We start from the raw sequence: 18,732 nt of genomic DNA on the forward strand, positions 1-18,732 counted from the left end.
GCTACATTCATTATTTTATTTTTACTGGAATTGAACTTACAACCAAATATACTTCATCCGCTTGCTGTGCACACGTCTGATTTACCCTTCCTACATAATCTCTGTATATCCTGGACAGTCTATTGTCAGGCACTATACCCATACCAATTTCATTACTGACAATCACAAGATTTCCTTTTGCTTTTTTTGCAATTTCTAATATTTCTTCAATAGAAGTTTTTATTTCATTTTCTATAAGATTGACAATATCCATTGAAATATCTTCATAATCATATTTCTGACTAAACATTATATTACTTATATACATAGTAATACAATCTAGTAATACATAATCGTGGTTTTCAAGGATGTCATGCACGTATTTTTCTAAAAAGATACTTCTTTCATAAGTTGTCCACTGATCTCCTCTTTGACTTCTATGTTTTTGTATCCTGTCTTTCATCTCAATATCGAGAATTTCCGATGTTGCTATATAAGCTAGATTTTCACCCCCGTCTTTACAGTACTTTTCTGCAAAAGTACTTTTCCCCGATCTTGCTCCACCAGTTATAAATATAATTTTTCCCAAATCTTCACCTCTTTAATTATTGTCCTTACTCAGCATCAACTTCACCAGTCTTTTGTTTGACTTCCTTAGTTCCTCTCATGATAACTTTGGTCTGACTTGGATATCTATCTTTATTAATTAATTGTTTCACTCCATTTACCATAAGGTATGTTTCAGACCTCACTTCATCTCTTCCTTTAGTTTTTACAACTTCTTTTCCTTTTTCTAGATTAGGGTCGTCAATATATTTTATTTCTCTTGCTTTCCTGGATACAACCTGAGATATTATCTCTATATCTGGAACCTTGTTTACATCACCATATATATTTACCGTTACGCTTGAACTTCCAACAGAGGTCTTCAGGTAAATTGGAAAACCATAGTTGTTCTTAAATTTAAAATCTATGGCATTGTCACTTACAACCGCATCTCTTCCATAATTTACATAATTCGACGGTATAGAGTGAGGGCGCCTTTGCACAATTTCCAAGCCTGAATAGAGAACGCTGTTATATAACGTAGATGAAACTTGGCAAACTCCGCCACCTAGTCCTTCTTCAATTTCTCCATTTACAATAACTGTCGCATTTTTGTAACCGTTACTTACTGTTTTTAGCTTTGTGACTTTATTGTATGAAAAAACTTCTCCCGGCATGAGTAAATAGTCATTCATATATTGTGCTGAAAGCCTTATATTTTCATTCCTTCCAGCTATATTTGGAGAAAAGTTCGTAGTGTAACTTCCTATTATGCCATTGATATCATTGAGCTGTTCGCTGGTTACTTTTGGTGCAACACTTACAATTGGAACAGCTACCCTTACGTCTTGGTTTGGAACAATAGAATCATATAAACTCTTTTTAAATTCGCTGCGGTCTATTTTCACTCCTTCTGTTCCTTTTTTAACGTTAATTGAACCGCCTATATAAACAGAAGCATTAACCGGTTCTTTTTCTATGTCACTTTTGATGTCCTCATAGATTTTTTCTTCTATCCCTTGTGGTATATTTACTTTGGCATCGAAAGTTTTATTGTTCTTTAAAAATTTCAGATTTACAAAGTCAGATAAATTTTCAAAAAAATCCTCGCTTCTGCCTACTTCCAAAGCTTGATCTATAGCTTCGTCAACACCGTAATCAAATCCCAGTTCAGACAAGTTATATATATGATCGCCATTTCCATAGACAACATTGAGATTCTTAAAGCTATTATTTTGTTTTATGAGTTCTCTGGCTTCTTCTTTGTTCAAACCACCAACATTAAAATCATTAATGTAGATATTTGATAAGATTTTATCTTCAGATAAAGAATTGTTATATGAGTGTATAACAAAACCGCCAGACATAAGCAATGCTCCTATCAAAACAACCACTATTCTAAAGAATTTATTTTTTAACAATATTATTTACTCCTTTATTTTTAAAATAATTACAATCTGAAGTAAGCATGCATCTGTCACACTCGGGCTTTTGTGCCTTGCACATTCTTCTTCCATGAAAAATGATTGCATGATGAGCTTTTGTGTACATATATTTTGGAATTTTTGAGGTTATATCTTTTTCAACAATGTCTGGGTCTGTACTTTTAGTGAGCCCCAGTCTGTAGCTAACCCTCTTTACATGAGTATCCACGGCAAATGCCGGAATCCCAAATGCATTACTCAATACCACATTTGCAGTCTTTCTTCCCACGCCCGGCAATTTAATCAACTCCTCCATTTTTTCAGGTACTGATGAGTGGTACTCTTCTATCAGTATTTTAGAAGTCTTTATTATATTTTCTGATTTAGAATTGTAAAATCCTATGCTCCTTATTATGCTCCTGAGCGTATCGGGGCTTACATTGGCCATTTTTTCAACTTCACCGTAATCTCTGAACAATTCTTTTGTCACTATATTTACCCTTATATCTGTTGTCTGAGCGCTGAGAATCGTTGCTATAAGCAATTGAAAAGGTGTCTTATAATGTAACTCGCACTCAGCGTCTGGATGCATTTCGCATATACTTTTTATCACTCTTGTGTGTCTATTCATTTTCCCCTGCCTATACTAATATTCCTGGCAATTATATTTTTACCTTTCCACGAAAAATTTCTGTCAGAAAATTTTCTTTTAAATTCACGATTACTAAGATATTCTATATCCTCTAATTCTATATTATACAATAAATCCCTCTTAAAATCTTCTATATTTGAATATTTTTTATTTTTATTTTCATGACAAACTTCCTGACACACATCACATCCAAAAATTTTATTCTGTGATTTTAATAACTGCTCTTCAGTTTCACTAAGTTTTTTCTTTTGAGTTAGATAAGATATGCAGCGATTAAAATCTATACCTTCACTCGATATAGCCTTGGATGGACATTTTTTTATACATTCACCGCAGTGATTACAGTGCTTTTCTTGCGTTTTATATTCTTTTATCATAGCATCCGTTATTATAAGCCCAATAAATCCATAACTCCCATAGACATCATTAATTATGGTTGAATTTGTGCTTTTTTTTCCAAGTCCAGACTTGATCGCAAAAAAACGTTCATTATAAGGACCGTTATCACACTGTATATAGTAATTATTTTCTGGATATTCATTTTTTAAATCCATGACTATATTACTCATCAAGTTTTTTGCTATAAGATGATAATCTATAGAGCAAGCATGAGAAGATAAATTTGATTTTTTTGAAAATTTTATCTTCTCTTCAGTCATGTAGGGTATGAATAATACTATGGCGGTCATTGCTTGGAATCCACATTTTATTGAAATAGAGTCTATATTGTCTCCAAATACCTCGTACTCATTATTTAATCCACACTTTCTTCTGTCCTGAAGCTCTTTTGTAAATTTATCATATTCATCTTTGCAGCTCTCTATACTCAATACTCTATAGTCTACATTGTCATATTTTTCTATGATTTTATTCATTAATATTCACCTTTTAAAAAAACCTTTGAGAAATACGTTCTCAAAGGTTTTAGTAATTGCTATTTACCGCAGCATTTTTTATATTTTTTTCCACTTCCGCAAGAACATAAATCATTTCTACCAATTTTGTTTTCATTAACAACAGTCCTTGTCTTGTTGTACTCTTTTTTTATCTGTTGTCTTTTTTCCGTAGTAATTATATTGTCCCAATGACCCATTTCATACAACCAGTCAGCTTTTGCAGCCAACATATTAAAGTAAAGTTTTTCAAAATCAATTTCCAATGCTAATAGAGTTTCTTCTTCAAGCGATTCCATATCGAGTTCAGAAACTAAAGACGTATTTATTCCGTCTAAAAATCCGATTACTGTCAAAGCATCTACTTCGAATTTTTCTGCTATTTCTTTCACTGTTCCTTTTAATATTTCCTTATGGTTTTCCAGAAGATATTCATAAAACTTTGCTTCTTTTGGAAGGTATTCCCCCCAGAATGTATCATATTCTGATTGATTATCAATTTGATAAGCCTTCTTATCCCACTTACTGTATAACGACATAATTTATGTTTCCTTTCAGTTTTATTAACTTTTGTATTATAGCAAAAAGCAAGGCTATTGTAAATAGATACTAATAATTTTTCATCTCTCTTTGCAGCCTTCTTTCAGCATCTTTTTTAGCTAAAGATTCTCTCTTGTCATATAATTTTTTACCTTTTGCAAGCCCAATCTCTACCTTAACTTTTCCTCTTTTCAGGTATATCTTCAAGGGTACAATGGTGTATCCTTTTTGAGTAGTCTCTCCTATCAGATTAGCTATTTCCGACTTGTGCAGCAACAATTTTCTTACTCGAAGAGGGTCTACGTTAAATATATTCCCTTGTTCATAAGGGCTTATATGGACCTGCTTGAGATAAACCTCAGCATTGTCTATAGATACATAACCATCTGAAATGTTGACTTTTGACATACGTATAGACTTGACCTCGGTACCCTTTAGCTCTATCCCAGCTTCATAGGTTTCTATAATCTCATAGTTAAATCTTGCTTTTTTATTTTTAGCAACAATTTTTATATCAGACACATTATTCTCCTCTTAATTTCCTTGCCATTTCCTTTGCTATAACAGAAAGGCTGTCCAGATCTTCTTTATTTGGTGAACATTTTGCTTCAACCATATGGTCTATAACGTCGTATTGGCTACACTGCGCAAATTGCTTAAGCATCTTCACTCCTCCACCGCTCCAGCTGTAGGATCCGCATATTCCAAGTATATGTTTTTGAATATTGTTCATTTCAATGACCTTTACTAAATTTGCCATAGGAGGGAAAAGACCATTATTATATGAGCAGCTCGCAAGTATAAGACCTTTATATCTCCATATGTCATTTATTATATATGAAGCATGAGTCTTAGAAACGTCATATATCTTAATGTTTTTTATCCCTTCTTGGGCAAGTTGCCTTGCTACTGTTTCTGCCATAGTCGCAGTATTTCCATACATAGAACCATATACTATAACCACGCCTTCTTCAGTCTCGTAGTTAGACCATTTTCTATATTCTTCAATTATTTTGGCTGGGTTGGTTCTCCATACAGGACCATGTACAGGACAAATCATGCTTATTTCAAGATCAGAAAGTTTTTTAAGCACGCCCTGAACTTGCTTTGAGTGTTTGCCTATTATATTTGAGTAATATCTTCTTGTCTCTGATTCATAATATTTCCAATTTATTTCATCATCAAATATCGGTCCATTAAGTGCTCCAAATCCACCAAAGGCATCTTGTGAAAAAAGTATTTTGTCACACATTTCATAACTCACCATAGATTCAGGCCAATGAACCATCGGAGTCATAAAGAACTTGAGAGTTCTTTTTCCCAGGCATAGCTCGTCGCCTTCTTTTACCTCTATCATTTTCAAATTTTCTATACCATAGAATTCTTTAAGCATTTCTTTTGTTTTTTTATTCCCGACAAGAGTAATGTCTGGATAAAGACTTAGAATCGTCCTTATCGAACTTGAATGGTCAGGCTCCATATGATGTATTACAAGATAATCAAGACGTCTTCCACCAAGTGCTTCTTCCATTTTTTCAACAAAAAGGTCTACCTTGTTGATTTTCACAGTATCAAGAAGTACATTTTTTTCATCCTTTATTAGATATGAATTGTAGGTAACCCCATTATCCAGTGGCCACATATTTTCAAATAAATGTGTCTCCCTGTCATTAACTCCAATGTAATATATGTCTTCTGTAACTTTAACTGAAAGTGTATTCATTGTAAAATCCTCCACATTAATTTTTTATAAATTATATTATGCTCAATCTTATCTCTTTAAATGCAAAATCCACACTATCTACCCGTACATTAACAGGATTGCCTACATGATATACTTTCCCGCTTCGTTCTCCTCTGGCACAGTAATTAGCCTCATCAAATACAAAATAATCCGTGTTCATATCTGCGAATCTAACTAAACCTTCAACAGTGTTATCAAGCATTATAAACATTCCAAAATTTGTAACACTTACAATTATTCCTTTAAATTCATCCCCTATATGACTTTTCATATAATGGCATTTTAAAAGATCATCCACACTGCGCTCAACATCCATAGCCTGAATTTCCATTTCAGAAGAACGCTCAGCTACATCATCAATTATACTTTCATAGTGCTTGATTCTCTTTTCATCCAAAGCTCCAGATATGCTTTCCTTTATTATTCTGTGTATCTGCAGATCGGGATAACGTCTTATAGGTGATGTAAAGTGAGAGTAATATTTCGCTGCAAGTCCAAAGTGACCAGTACAATCAGAAGAATATCTGGCCTTTTTAAGAGATCTCAGTAGTGCATACGATATTACCGTGCTTTGTTCAAGATCTTTTGTTTCATCAAGTATTTTTTGAATATCAGACGGATGAACTTCTCCATCTTTTCTCAATTTTACATTTATATTCATGTTCTTTATAAATTTCATTATATTAGCTATTTTTTCATCATCTGGATTCTCATGAATTCTGTAAAGGAAGGGTGCTTCTTGTACGCAGAAAACTTCAGAAACAAGCTCATTTGCAGCAATCATGAATTCTTCTATGATTTTATTTGCAAGGCCCATTTCTCGTTTTTCAACATCTACAACCTTATTGCCCGATATGATGAATTTGGACTCGGGTAAATCAAAATCTATATACCCACGCTTTCTTTTACTTTTTTCAAGTATCTGAGAAAGCTCATAAGAGAGTCTCAGCGCCTCTTCAAGGTCCGCATCTTTATACTGAGAAATTTGTCCTTCTTTGTCACCTTCAAGGAAATCTGTAACCTGATTATATGTCAGCCTGTAAGATGATTTTATTACACTGTTTACCACCTCGTATTCAACCACTTTTCCCTTTTGGTTTATTTCCATTATACAAGATAGAGTCAGCTTGTCTTCATTGGGATTTAATGAGCACAAATCATTTGATATCTTTTCTGGCAGCATGGGTATAACCCTGTCTGCAAAATAAATAGAAGTCCCTCTTAGCAAAGCTTCTTTGTCTACAGGTGAGTTTTCTTTAACATAATTGCTCACATCAGCAATGTGTACCCCAAGGACATAATTGCCATTTTCATTTTTCACTATGGATATAGCATCATCCAAATCTTTTGCATCCTCGCCGTCTATAGTAAAAATAAGAGAATCTCTCAGATTTTTCCTTTTGCTGAGTTCTAATTTATTTACGTCACTTTCAATTGCCATTGCATAACTCATGACTTTTTTTGTAAATTCAGTTCTTATCTTTTTTTGAATAAGCTCACTGTTTATCTCAACAGACAGGTCGTTCTTTTTACCTAGAATTTCAATTATTTTCCCTTCTGGCTTTTTGTTCTTTGCAGGATAAGTTATTATTTTGCAAACAACTATATCTTTATCCTTGGCATCATTTATGTTGTTTCCGGCAATAAATATATCATATTTCTGCTTGCTGTCCATAGGAATAACAAAACCGAAATTCTTATTGTCCACGAAAGCTCCTACTATTATGTCCGTATTTCTTTGAAGAATATTTACAACTTCACCTTCAGTACTGCTTTTTTCATCTTTTTCTTCTACAATTTTGGCTAAAACAATGTCTCCATCCATAGCTGTCATCATATTATTGCCGGAAATATATATATCATCGCCTTCTTGTATAATAAACCCGAAGCCCTTTGGATTGATTCTTATCTTTCCCTTAACATATCCATTTTTTGTTGTAAGACCGTACTTACCTTTTTTAGTCTTTAAAATTTCTCCTGATTCTATCAAAGTATCTAGTATTTTAAATAACTTGTCTTCATCAGATTTATCAGACGCAAATATAAGACTCAGTTCTTTGAATGTAAGATTCTTGTATGCATCTTCGCTCATTAATTCTATAATTCTTTCAGAAATATTTTTTCTCATTTTTCCTCCATGCAGATCATGCTCATTTAAGGTTACCCGCATACTATAATTGTTTAAATTTCTATTGCCAGTTCCTGACCTCTTTTTTCTATTTCGATTATTTTGGTATTCTTATTTTGGCTATCCATAAGAGTCTTGAATTTTTTTGTTATATAATGACAATCCTGAAAATGCATAGGAATGAATATTTTCGGTCCTATTTCTTCTATAAAGTGCTTTCCACCAAAATAATATGCATCTTCCAGTCTTGGATCAACTGGAAAAAAAGCTATATCCACATCGTTTTTTTTCAAAATATCAATTTCTCTAAAGAATGATTGTTTGGCTGATTCCTTCTCAGTTTCGGTCTCGCCGTCCCAATGCCACCAATTCAGGTCCCCTGCATGAAAAATAGATTTCCCATCTATTTGAATAAGATAACTTAATCCCTCATCCGTTGAACCAAATGTTTTTATCTTTATTCCTTCAACTTCAAATTCCTGATAAGGTCCACACATCACTATATTTTCATTCTTAGCTATTTTAAGATCATTAGAAATAACATACTTTGAATTTTTGTGAAGGCTGAATATTTCTTTTCCAAAATGGTCGTAATGAGCATGAGAAACAAAGAACACAACCGTCTTGTCGTCAGAAAAATCCTCAGGAGTAAGTCTGCCACATTCCGAATTATTTTTCTTTTTACAGTTATCTTCGAAATAATCGAATACAAGAGTATACTTATCTGTATTTATCAAAAAACCACTATGAAACAAATATTTAATAACCATCATTTATATGCCTCCTATTAAACTAATTTATTTGAACAGGATTACTTAATATTACAAAATTGTCTGTTAATAAAATTTATAATTACTTATAAAGCTACTGTATTAATTATACCGTAAAAAACAATATTCTAAAAGCTAATTATGAATAATGATATTATATAGTAATACAAAACCAGTTATGATATAATTTTTTTGTAAAAGATAATGTAAATAAGAAGAATGAGGTAATATGTATGAGACTAAATAAATATATAGCTGAAGCTGGCATAACATCAAGAAGAAAAGCCGACGAACTTATAAAAAATGGAGAAATTGAAATTAACGGAGTAGCAGTAACAGAGCTTGGCATAGACGTTTCAGATAAAGATATCGTGAAATACAAAGGCAATATATTGGAAAACCAAGGCAAAAAAATGTATATAATGCTCAACAAGCCGGCAAAATACCTTTCCTCAGTAACTGATGACAGGAGTAGAAAAACCGTAATAGACCTTGTAAAAAACAGATATACTATGAGGCTTTACCCTATAGGAAGACTCGATTACGAAACTGAGGGTCTGCTGCTTTTGACCAATGACGGAGAAATTACAAAAAAATTAACCCACCCCAGTCATAATATAAAAAAAACTTATTTTGTAAGGACTGACAAACCCTTTAACAAAATTCAGATAGAAAACATAATGAACGGAGTCGACATCGGTGGATATGTTACAAGAAAATGTAAAATCAATGTTAAAGAAGGTTCTAAAAACGAGTGTCATATAACCATAGGTGAGGGTAAAAATCGTCAGGTCAGAAAAATGTTTGCTACTCAGGAACTCGAAGTAACCTATCTTCAAAGAGTTTCAATTGGAGAGATTCCTCTGGGTAATCTTGCACTTGGGAAAACGCGTGAATTGACATCTAAGGAAATATTATATCTAAAGTCAATAAATTGAAGCTTTTCCTTCTTGATATTTCGTTAGTTATTTCACATTAAAATAACTTTTCTCTCAAATATTTTTACAGACACCATTTAATAAAAATGACACAACTCATCATATGGTGAGTTTTTTAATGATACTCATTTTTTTAATATATTTTTATACAGACGTTATGTATTATTAAAATGCGAATAATTGTTATTTTTTTATTTATTATTGCAACCCTGAAATCTATTAATTCAAATATGCACTTTTAGATTTATTTTGTTATATTTATATGTTATTTTATAGATATACCTAATTAAACTAAAGGAGATTCACAATGAATAGAATGATAAATATAACCGAAACAGTATTGAGGGATGGCCACCAATCCTTAATGGCAACGCGTCTCTCAACCGAAGATATGATGCCTATAATAAAGGAAATGGATGAAGCAGGATATTATTCTCTTGAAATGTGGGGAGGGGCTACATTTGATTCATGCCTTAGGTATCTTGATGAAGATCCATGGGAACGACTTAGACTTATAAGAAAAAATGTAAAAAACACTAAACTTCAGATGCTGCTAAGAGGCCAGAATCTACTTGGTTACAAGCATTATAGCAATGATGTAGTTGATATGTTCATAAAAAAAGCTATAGAAAACGGAATAGACATAATCAGGGTTTTTGATGCCCTCAATGACTACAGCAATCTAATATCAAGCATAAATTCAATCAAAAAATACGGTGGTATAGCCCAGGCTGCCATTGTTTACACTGTAAGCCCTGTTCATACCGTAGAGTATTATGTTGACCTTGCAAAAAAACTCGAAGTTATGGGAGCCGATTCCATCTGTATAAAAGACATGTCTGGTATACTCCTTCCAAACGATACCTACGATCTTGTAAAGGCACTTAAAGAAAACCTTACTGTCAGCGTTCATATTCACACTCACTGCACTGCAGGACTCGCAGAAATGAATTATATGAAAGCAGTGGAAGCTGGAGTCGATGGAATAGATACAGCAATATCGCCTTTTTCAAAAGGAACATCACAGCCTCCAACAGAGACTATGGCCGCTTCACTTAAAAATATGGGTTATGATACAAATCTTAATTTTGATATTTTGAATAAAATCTCTGACTACTTTACAGTAGTAAGAGAAAAATATATAGAATCAGGCTTATTCAACCTTAAAATGCTTGATACCGACATAAAAACTCTAGTATACCAGGTTCCAGGTGGCATGCTCTCAAATCTCATGTTCCAGCTCGAGCAACAAGGAATGTCAGATAAATTCAACGAGGTACTTAAAGAAGTACCAAGCATAAGAAAAGACCTTGGATACCCGCCTTTGGTAACTCCTATGAGTCAAATGGTTGGTACTCAGGCAGTATTTAATGTAATGCTCAAGGAAAGATACAAGATGGTGCCAAATGAAATAAAAGACTATGTTCTTGGCAGGTATGGAACACCGCCAGTCTCTATTGATGAATCTGTAAAAAAAATCGTTCTTAAAAACCACGTTTATGAAGATGCTTCAGTAAAAAGTTATATGCAGTTTAAAAAAGAAATAAATGGACTTGCCCTTACAGAAGAAGATGTGCTTTCATATGCACTATTCCCTGATGTAGCAAGAAAATTCCTTGAAAACAGATGGTCCATAACCAATAAGATAGAAAATACAATATATGAAGAAAGTAACTTAAATCATCCGATTTAGATATAAAACATAAACATAAAAGAAATACCCCTGATGGAAAATGCGACCATCAGGGGTATTTCTTTTTATTAATTAAGATATATTTATCTCTAAATTTATATTTGCTCCACCAACTAATCCTGAAACCGCATAGTTTCCAGAAGTAAGCACAGAAGAAATTACAAAGCCATTTGTTCCAAGACTAACCCTCGAAAGTCCCGTCTTAGCAGAAGGGGCTCCAATTACTAAAGGTACCGTCTTAATCCCATCTATTCCTTTTAAAGTATACGTCCCCGGTTTAAGATCCCCGGCCTTGACATTTACTCCACTGAAATATACGGTTTTCGTCTTATATGGAACAGTAAATGACATATTTATATTGTTTCCATTTTTTCTATAATTTAGTTCTGTACTTTTTGATCCATATCTAACAGCATCAGAGTCCGCTCCAATAAAGCCTTCAAAACTGTTTCCAATAGGACTGGAACCATCAAACTTGCCCGATCCAGATATAGATGCATTATCTTCAAGATATACAGAGCCTCTGTTAGTAATAGATATGCCAGAGTTTGCTCTCAGAGTCTTGCCCTGCTTTACATTAAGTCTTGCACCGTTTGCAACTACAAGGCTCTTGTCAAGAGTCATCGACTGTATAAGATCGGCATTTCCACTCAGAGTCATTATCTGACCTTCAGAGGTTCCGGATATTACTATCGCTGAATTGCCATAAGTCTTGAGCGCAGTACCTTGTTTTCCGATCAGCTTTTTGCCAGCAGTGCTCAGAGTACCATAGACAATTACTTTTCCTCCATTTTCAATAATCATATCCCCTGTACCAATTTTATTAAGAGTTGCCTGGTCCTCAACTGTTATTGTTCCATTTTTTGTTACTCTAAATTGTCTAAGCTCTCTGTTTCTAACTTCAAAAAGTGAATCATTACGAGAATTCACAGGTGCATCCGTGTAATATGTCAACACGCTGTTGTTTATTAATACGACTTCCTTGGTAACTGTCACCGATTTTGCAAGCGTTATATTTGCCGCTACTTCTATAACAGAAACCTTTGGATTAGAAATAGCACTGTAGAACTCATCTGCTGTTTTTACCTGAACAGTAGAGCCCGTTGCTGCAGGAGGCGTCAATGACATTGACATAGGTGCAGGCGTTTGGGCAAAACTTGATGTGCCCGGTTCGGTTGATGCTGCCATATCGGAGAACAATATTCTGAATGTAACAGTATCAGCATCATCTGAAATCACAAATGAACCAGTTTCTGGAGCTTTAGCAATACCGTTAGTGTCAACTACCGTTACATCTGATTCTTTTATATCATAGAATGTATATCCACTTTTAGCTCTGAGTTTTACAAGTGCACGATACGGAGTTAATGCCTTAAACTTGCCAGCATCTAAATCTCCCATCCAGCTTATAGATTCACTTCCAAATTCAAGATACCAATCTGGAGTAGGCGCCACCGTTGTTTTTGGAACCTCTCCAACCTTAGGCGTAATTGAATAAATATTTGCTTTTAGTATTTTAGTTCTTACTTTCATAACATTAGAGTATAAAGTTCTCGTCTGATTATCCTCGATTACCGATATCTTTATCTTGGCTCCGTCATGAATTTTCGTCAATGTTATATTTTTTGGATTTTGTTCTTCTACTCCATCTTTTCTTTGAAGTGTTATTGTTATACTTTTTAACATGTCATTAGCACTCGGGTTGGATTTAAGATCGAGAAGGTCTTGATAGCTATATTCTTTTCCCTCTTGCCCATACAATTTTATAAGCATCGAAAGAGAATTTATATTTAACGTTACTCCTTCATAAAAAATCTTAGTTTTACCTAGATCCGTATCAAAAGTCGGATCTTTTGAAATTTGAAATATTTCTATCCCTTTTTCTGGTTTTACTACTATTGGTATATATGCCAACTCTATATTGTCATAACTGCTAGGGATAGGGTTCCCATTAGAATCCACTCTAACTCCCGACTCCGAGTGAAGTATCTTGACTCCTACATCTTTGGGTTGCCATTTGTATTCAGGCGAAGTTGCAAGGTCTGGTCCAGCAATTACACTCCCACTAGAAGTCTTTTGCATAACTATTATTTGCATATTCCTGTAAGTGTCTCCATCTTTGAGGTTGTATTTTTTATTGCCGTTTACATTGTATTCATATAGCAATTTAGACTCTTTATCATAAAGCACCTTGATGCTGTCCGAAGCCTGCATATCATTTGGATTCTGATTCACCACAGAATCTCTGAATACTGTAATTGACCATTTATCCAAATTAGACTCCTGACCTTCGTCAAACTTAACTCCCATATTCATTACAGTAGCACTTACCGCTTTTGAAGGTGGTTTTATCTTCATATTTATCTCAGTGCTCGCAGGTGTAACATCTTTTGCATGATGCGTAATCTTAAGGACTTTATTGTTATCCTGATCTCCAAGACCTACATCATCATCATGCTGAACTGATATATCTTTTTTTGCTATAGACTGAGTTATTTTAACTTCTCTGAGAATATCTCCGTTTGAAGCAATCTGCTTAAATAAATCATCTTTCGTATATTCGCCAGAATCTTTTTTGATTACAAAATCATCAAGTTCAGGCATATACTTCAGAACCATCTGAGGTATATCCGGATTACTGTTTACAAGCCTAACTTCTAGATTTGTAAAATCAAATTTATCTCCATATATATAAGAAAATTTATACCCACTTGCAGAAACTCCACTTATTCTTGGAACTGGAATTATCTTTAGATAAAGCGGATCAGCAGATTTTATTAACGTATTGTTTGAGTTTCTGAATGACACCGATATATCTTTTAACTCTTCCTTGTCCCCAGGGCTTTTAAGGTTTAACTTTGTCCCATTTGGTATTCCTGTTTCAAGTCCCATATCCCTGAATGTATCTGAATCATTACCCGCCGAATTTTTTGTTTTCTCAAATGTGACAGCCTTAGTGGTCTCATTGTCAAATCTTAAAAGCACCTTCATTCCTGTAAGGTCAAGATTTTCTCCGTTGACGTATTCTTTTTTCGGAGATTCAGTAATCATGAGCTCTTTAACCTTTGGAATCGGATTGACTGTCAGCGTGAGTGTTGCCGTTTTTTTACTTGGGGCATGAGTAATCTTTACGGTTTTGGTACTCGCAAGAACTTTGGTATTTCCGTCCGGATTTGGATTTATAGATATTGAGTTTGAATTAAGGTCTTTTATACCTAAATTTTTCGTTGTCCCATTATCATATTGCATCGTAACTTCAAGCCCAGAAAGATCTAGAGTGTCTCCCACTTTATAAACTAATTTTTCCGCGGATGGATATTTGGTAATTTCCATACCCGTTACCTTTAGATTTGGATTAACAGGATTTACCCCATTGTCCAAGTTTCCTCCTGGAGTAGTGTTTCCTGTTGAGCCTCCTGGTATAATCGTTCCGTTTGAAGTCGTGCCTTGTGCATCTTTGTCTACCTCTAGTTTTGTAGGTACAGTATCTACAATACAGTCATTACCATTTATTATGGCATTGTCTACAGTTCCTTGTCCCCTTATAGAAACTCTATCTGCTTCTGTCTTTACAGTAGTAGTCTTGCTTCCTTTTTCAGCCTTGTATTCAGAAGCCTTCGCTGATGATGTAAATAATACATTATTTATAGTTCCATATGCCTGTGTCTTTACAAAAGGAGCATATACAACTACAGATGTGATTTTTCCATCAAGTGACATGTAGGTATCTGCCGCTTTTCTGTTTACTGTAATAGTGTTTATCGTAGATTTCTTGTCTACATAAAGATTTGAACTTTCAGACTTTATTTGGATAGTCTTGATGAAAGCTTCGTCAATATTTAAATTACTCCCTTTAACGTTTTGTATAACAGAATCAATTTCACCGGTTAGATAGTTTCTCGAACCAGCGTTTATATTCACATTTCCTACAACAGCAGGTGATTCAACCTTAAGCCTTAGATCTCCTGACTCTTTTTCCATATATACAAGAGCAACATCAGACTCTCCTTTTATAATTACCGACTTTGGTCCCCCGCCTTTTATGACAAGTTTTCCTCTTACTGTAACATTTTCAAGGGTAACATTGCCTTCTCCTACGCTTGAGGATATCCATAGGTTATCTACTATCCTGTTGCTTATTACTTCTCCTGGTTTTTCAACCAGTAAATCTCCAGGTCCTACAAATATTGGGTGCAGATCTGAACCAGATGAGCTCATCATTGCTCTATTGGCAACTGCTGAAATTATACCTCTTGTAACTGTAGTTTTTGGTCTTACTGTATTATCCGGGTAGCCTACAAACAATCCCTCACTAACTGATGCAGCAAAATAATACTGGTATCCTCCAGTTATTTTGGCATAATCCTTGAACCCTGCTATTGAATCCAGAGAATCAAGTGGAAGTCCCATGATTTGTGCAAACATTGCACCTATCTGTTCTCTTGTTGCTGGTGAGTTGGGTCTTAATTGCATTCCCGAAGCAATGGGCTGAATATATCCATTTTCTACAGCAAGGGCAATATCGTTAGAGTACCATTCGTGGGGCTTTACATCTGTATAAGGGATGTTATATACATCTCCTGATCCATCTATCTGAAAAGCTTTGTTTATTATTTTAACCGTTTCTGCAATTGTTACGTAACGATCTGGTTTCATAGATCCATCTGGATAACCTCCCATGACTCCATTATCTTTCATTGTCAATAAGTCACTTTCAGCCCAGTGGCCTGAAATGTCATTTGTGGTTTTTCCTCTTGCCGGTGCAGAAAAAACTGGCATAGTTGAAGTAAAAACCATCATCAATGCCAGAATAACTGATAACTTTCGCTTTAAAACTATCTTCATAGAAATATCCTTTCTTGTCTAAAATCATAAATGCTATATATCCAATATTTTATCATAATTCTTTTTAAAAGTCATCACATTGTGCAATTGTCATCAATTTGTATAATTTGAGCTTTGCCGGCCAAATGAAATGATACAGAATTTTCGAAATATATCATTTTTTTGTATTGACATTAACTTGTTTATTATGTATGCTTTTCATGAAAGTATTTACATTAAAGTACGTTAGGGGATACATAATAATGTCTTTTGGAAGAAAACTAAAACAACTTAGAAAAAATGCCAGAATAACTCAAACAGAACTGTCAGAAAAACTAAATATAACGACTAGAACTCTTATAAATTATGAAACTTGTAAGTGTTATCCTAAGCAGACTGAGATATATGCTGATATAGCATCTATTTTTGATGTAACAGTTGACTTTTTAATGTCTGGGGATAAAGATTTTTATAAAAATGGAAAACATTACAAAAAAACACCTCAGAATACAGCAAAAAAACTGACGGAAGAAATTACAGAGCTATTAAAAACTGACGCGCTTACTGAACAGGAAAAAGACACTATGATGAAATCAATAACCGAAGCTTACTGGGCCTCAAAATGTTAAAAATCAGAAACCCACGAATAAAATATTTTTATTCAAATGAGTTTCTGATTTTTTAATTAATTATAATTTAGATTTGCTCAGTATTTTTCCTTCAAATTCTACAGCTCTAATCTCTAATTCACGTACTTTATCAGCATATTCTCTTACAAATTGCTCATCTTTTATTGACCCTAAATTTATTTTGGTATTAAGGAGTGCTGAAAGTACTGCTGTTCTTGCCATCATAGCCGCAACAAGGCCATCTGTAACCGCATTTGTATTTCCTTTTTCTACTGCAATTTCCGCCAGTTCCATTATTCCATATGCAGTGTTTGCAACCTCAAAAGGCACTATGGCCGCAGCTTTAAGTCCTGCTTGCATAGCATTTCTTCTTGTTTCTTTCTGCTCTTCAGTTTCTTTGGGCATTCCAAGGGCATCCATGTATTTATTGAATGAATTCGTATCTCTTTGTATATCATCAATCAATTGTATCCTTATTTTTTCAGCTTTATTTGCCATTGCTTTCATTTCTTCTTGCACATCTTCATAACCTTTTTTATCTATGGTAAGTCTTGCTACCATTTCTGCAAGCGCTCCTGCAAGTGCTCCTGCTAAGGCTGCAACACTTCCTCCACCTGGTGCCGGTTCACTTGATGCTGTCTTTGATACAAAATCTTCTATCGTCATATTTTTCATTTCCATAATCAGATCTCCCCTAACAAATACAATTTATTTTACAATTACACCATCTTTTATTACCGTCTCTACTATATTAACGCCCGCGTGGTATGGCAGAAAATGTATAGACGGGAATTCGAGTATTATTATATCTGCTTTTTTTCCCACTTCTATGCTGCCAATTTTATCCTGTCTTGCAAGTGCCGCCGCCCCATTTATAGTAAGGGCCGTTATTATCTCTTCTATAGACATTTTCATTTGAATCGCAGCAAGGGCGATTACAAGTGGAACGGAATTGGTAAAACAGCTCCCTGGATTAAAATCCGTTGCAAGTGCCACAGCGCACCCACTGTCTATAATATCTCTGGCTCTTGCATAATCTTCTTTAAGGCAGAATGCAGTGGCGGGTAAAAGTGTTGCCACTACATCTTTTTTAGCCATATTTCTTATGCCCTCATCAGATGCCTGGAGAAGATGATCTGCTGATACTGCCCCCAATTCTGCTGCGAGTTCTGCTCCTCCAAGCCTTACTATCTCATCGGCGTGAAGCTTTAGCATAAGTCCCATTTCTTTTGCACTGGAAAGAAATTTTCTTGACTGCTCTATGCTGAAGACATTCTTTTCACAGAATATATCTGCAAACTCTGCAAGGTTTTGATCTTTGGCTTTTTTCATTACCTCAATCATGTAATCTATGAATTCATCTTCTTTGCCCTTCCACTCAGGTAAAACACTGTGGGGTCCTAAAAATGTAGCTGCTATGTCCACCGAATGGGTATCGTTGAGGATTTTTACAGCTTCTAACTGCCTCATCTCTGTTTCTTCGTCCAGCCCGTATCCGCTTTTAGCCTCTACTGTCGTCACTCCAAAATCAAGCATTTTATCGAGTCTCTTTTTCCCTGTTTCAACAAATTTTTCAAGAGAAGTGCTTCTTGTAGATCTTACAGAACTTGTGATTCCTCCGCCTCTTTCCATTATCGACATATATGTGTCACCTCTGAGCCTCCAGGAAAACTCATCGGCTCTGTAACCTCCAAATATAAGGTGAGTATGGGAATCTATAAAACCTGGCAGTACAGCTTTTTCGGTGGCATCAACTACATGATATTCGCTCTCGTCATATTTTTTGTTTATATTTTCCGCAGTATCTACGTCGACAATAATTCCATCTTCAATCACCACCGAACCACCGTAAATAATTCCTATATCAGCCATCTCAGCGCCTTTTTTGGGAGCCTTTCCTCTGCAGGTTACAAGTTCTGAGGCATTTTTTATTATAAGCTTTTTCATCTCTATCTCCTGTTCAAATTACCTA

The 18,732-nt window shown here is 34.6% G+C and carries 15 protein-coding genes; 3 read left to right on the forward strand and 12 right to left on the reverse strand.

Annotated features, from left to right (window positions below; translation table 11 throughout):
- Window positions 1-10: 10 nt before the first annotated feature.
- The 9 genes from cobU to G558_RS0100505 form a co-directional block, all read right to left on the reverse strand.
- On the reverse strand, window positions 11-568 hold the full coding sequence (gene cobU / locus G558_RS0100465; RefSeq protein ID WP_028828396.1) for a bifunctional adenosylcobinamide kinase/adenosylcobinamide-phosphate guanylyltransferase: 558 nt from the start codon (window positions 566-568) through the stop codon (window positions 11-13).
- Between the two features lie 25 nt (window positions 569-593).
- Window positions 594-1,946 carry a VanW family protein gene (locus tag G558_RS0100470; RefSeq protein ID WP_028828397.1) on the reverse strand — a complete coding sequence of 451 codons (1,353 nt, stop codon included), beginning with the start codon at window positions 1,944-1,946 and terminating at the stop codon, window positions 594-596.
- Window positions 1,933-2,580: an endonuclease III gene (nth, locus tag G558_RS0100475; RefSeq protein WP_028828398.1), complete on the reverse strand. Its 648-nt coding sequence runs from the start codon at window positions 2,578-2,580 to the stop codon at window positions 1,933-1,935. Before nth ends, G558_RS0100470 begins: the two co-directional genes overlap by 14 nt.
- Window positions 2,577-3,476 carry an epoxyqueuosine reductase gene (locus G558_RS11975; RefSeq protein ID WP_051188379.1) on the reverse strand — a complete coding sequence of 300 codons (900 nt, stop codon included), beginning with the start codon at window positions 3,474-3,476 and terminating at the stop codon, window positions 2,577-2,579. Before G558_RS11975 ends, nth begins: the two co-directional genes overlap by 4 nt.
- A 59-nt stretch (window positions 3,477-3,535) precedes the next feature.
- Window positions 3,536-4,033: an SEC-C metal-binding domain-containing protein gene (locus G558_RS0100485; protein WP_028828399.1), complete on the reverse strand. Its 498-nt coding sequence runs from the start codon at window positions 4,031-4,033 to the stop codon at window positions 3,536-3,538.
- Window positions 4,034-4,103: 70 nt separating this feature from the next.
- Entirely contained in the window at window positions 4,104-4,556 is a 453-nt protein-coding gene (gene smpB / locus G558_RS0100490) for an SsrA-binding protein SmpB (protein ID WP_028828400.1), read from the reverse strand.
- Between the two features lies 1 nt (window position 4,557).
- Window positions 4,558-5,757, reverse strand: coding sequence for an FprA family A-type flavoprotein (locus G558_RS0100495; RefSeq protein WP_028828401.1), 1,200 nt, complete (start codon window positions 5,755-5,757; stop codon window positions 4,558-4,560).
- Window positions 5,758-5,788: 31 nt separating this feature from the next.
- Window positions 5,789-7,906: a ribonuclease R gene (gene rnr, locus G558_RS0100500; RefSeq protein ID WP_028828402.1), complete on the reverse strand. Its 2,118-nt coding sequence runs from the start codon at window positions 7,904-7,906 to the stop codon at window positions 5,789-5,791.
- 53 nt (window positions 7,907-7,959) lie between these two features.
- A complete protein-coding gene (locus G558_RS0100505) occupies window positions 7,960-8,679 on the reverse strand; it encodes an MBL fold metallo-hydrolase (RefSeq protein WP_028828403.1) in 720 nt (239 codons plus the stop codon).
- Between the two features lie 230 nt (window positions 8,680-8,909).
- Between G558_RS0100505 and G558_RS0100510 the strand changes: the two genes are divergently transcribed.
- Together G558_RS0100510 and G558_RS11980 are read left to right on the forward strand one after the other, a co-directional pair.
- Complete coding sequence (locus tag G558_RS0100510) at window positions 8,910-9,614, forward strand: pseudouridine synthase (protein WP_028828404.1); 705 nt, start codon at window positions 8,910-8,912, stop codon at window positions 9,612-9,614.
- 307 nt (window positions 9,615-9,921) lie between these two features.
- Window positions 9,922-11,307 (forward strand): oxaloacetate decarboxylase subunit alpha, encoded by a 1,386-nt coding sequence (locus G558_RS11980; protein ID WP_036931294.1) that lies wholly within the window; start codon window positions 9,922-9,924, stop codon window positions 11,305-11,307.
- 72 nt (window positions 11,308-11,379) lie between these two features.
- Here G558_RS11980 and G558_RS0100520 read toward each other — a convergent pair whose 3' ends face one another.
- Window positions 11,380-16,152 carry an S-layer homology domain-containing protein gene (locus G558_RS0100520; RefSeq protein ID WP_028828405.1) on the reverse strand — a complete coding sequence of 1,591 codons (4,773 nt, stop codon included), beginning with the start codon at window positions 16,150-16,152 and terminating at the stop codon, window positions 11,380-11,382.
- Window positions 16,153-16,394: 242 nt separating this feature from the next.
- On the opposite strand from G558_RS0100520, the gene G558_RS13270 reads away from it, so the two are divergent.
- Window positions 16,395-16,760 (forward strand): helix-turn-helix domain-containing protein, encoded by a 366-nt coding sequence (locus tag G558_RS13270; protein WP_051188380.1) that lies wholly within the window; start codon window positions 16,395-16,397, stop codon window positions 16,758-16,760.
- Window positions 16,761-16,820: 60 nt separating this feature from the next.
- Here the strand turns inward: G558_RS13270 and G558_RS0100530 are convergent, their stop codons facing one another.
- The gene (locus tag G558_RS0100530; protein ID WP_036931296.1) at window positions 16,821-17,441 is read right to left on the reverse strand and encodes a cyclodeaminase/cyclohydrolase family protein; all 621 of its coding nucleotides are present in this window, start codon (window positions 17,439-17,441) and stop codon (window positions 16,821-16,823) included.
- 27 nt (window positions 17,442-17,468) lie between these two features.
- A complete protein-coding gene (gene hutI / locus G558_RS0100535; protein ID WP_028828407.1) occupies window positions 17,469-18,707 on the reverse strand; it encodes an imidazolonepropionase in 1,239 nt (412 codons plus the stop codon).
- Between the last annotated feature and the right edge of the window lie 25 nt (window positions 18,708-18,732).

It is taken from the genome of Proteocatella sphenisci DSM 23131 (genome assembly GCF_000423525.1).
Classification (GTDB): Bacteria; Bacillota; Clostridia; order Peptostreptococcales; family Filifactoraceae; genus Proteocatella; species Proteocatella sphenisci.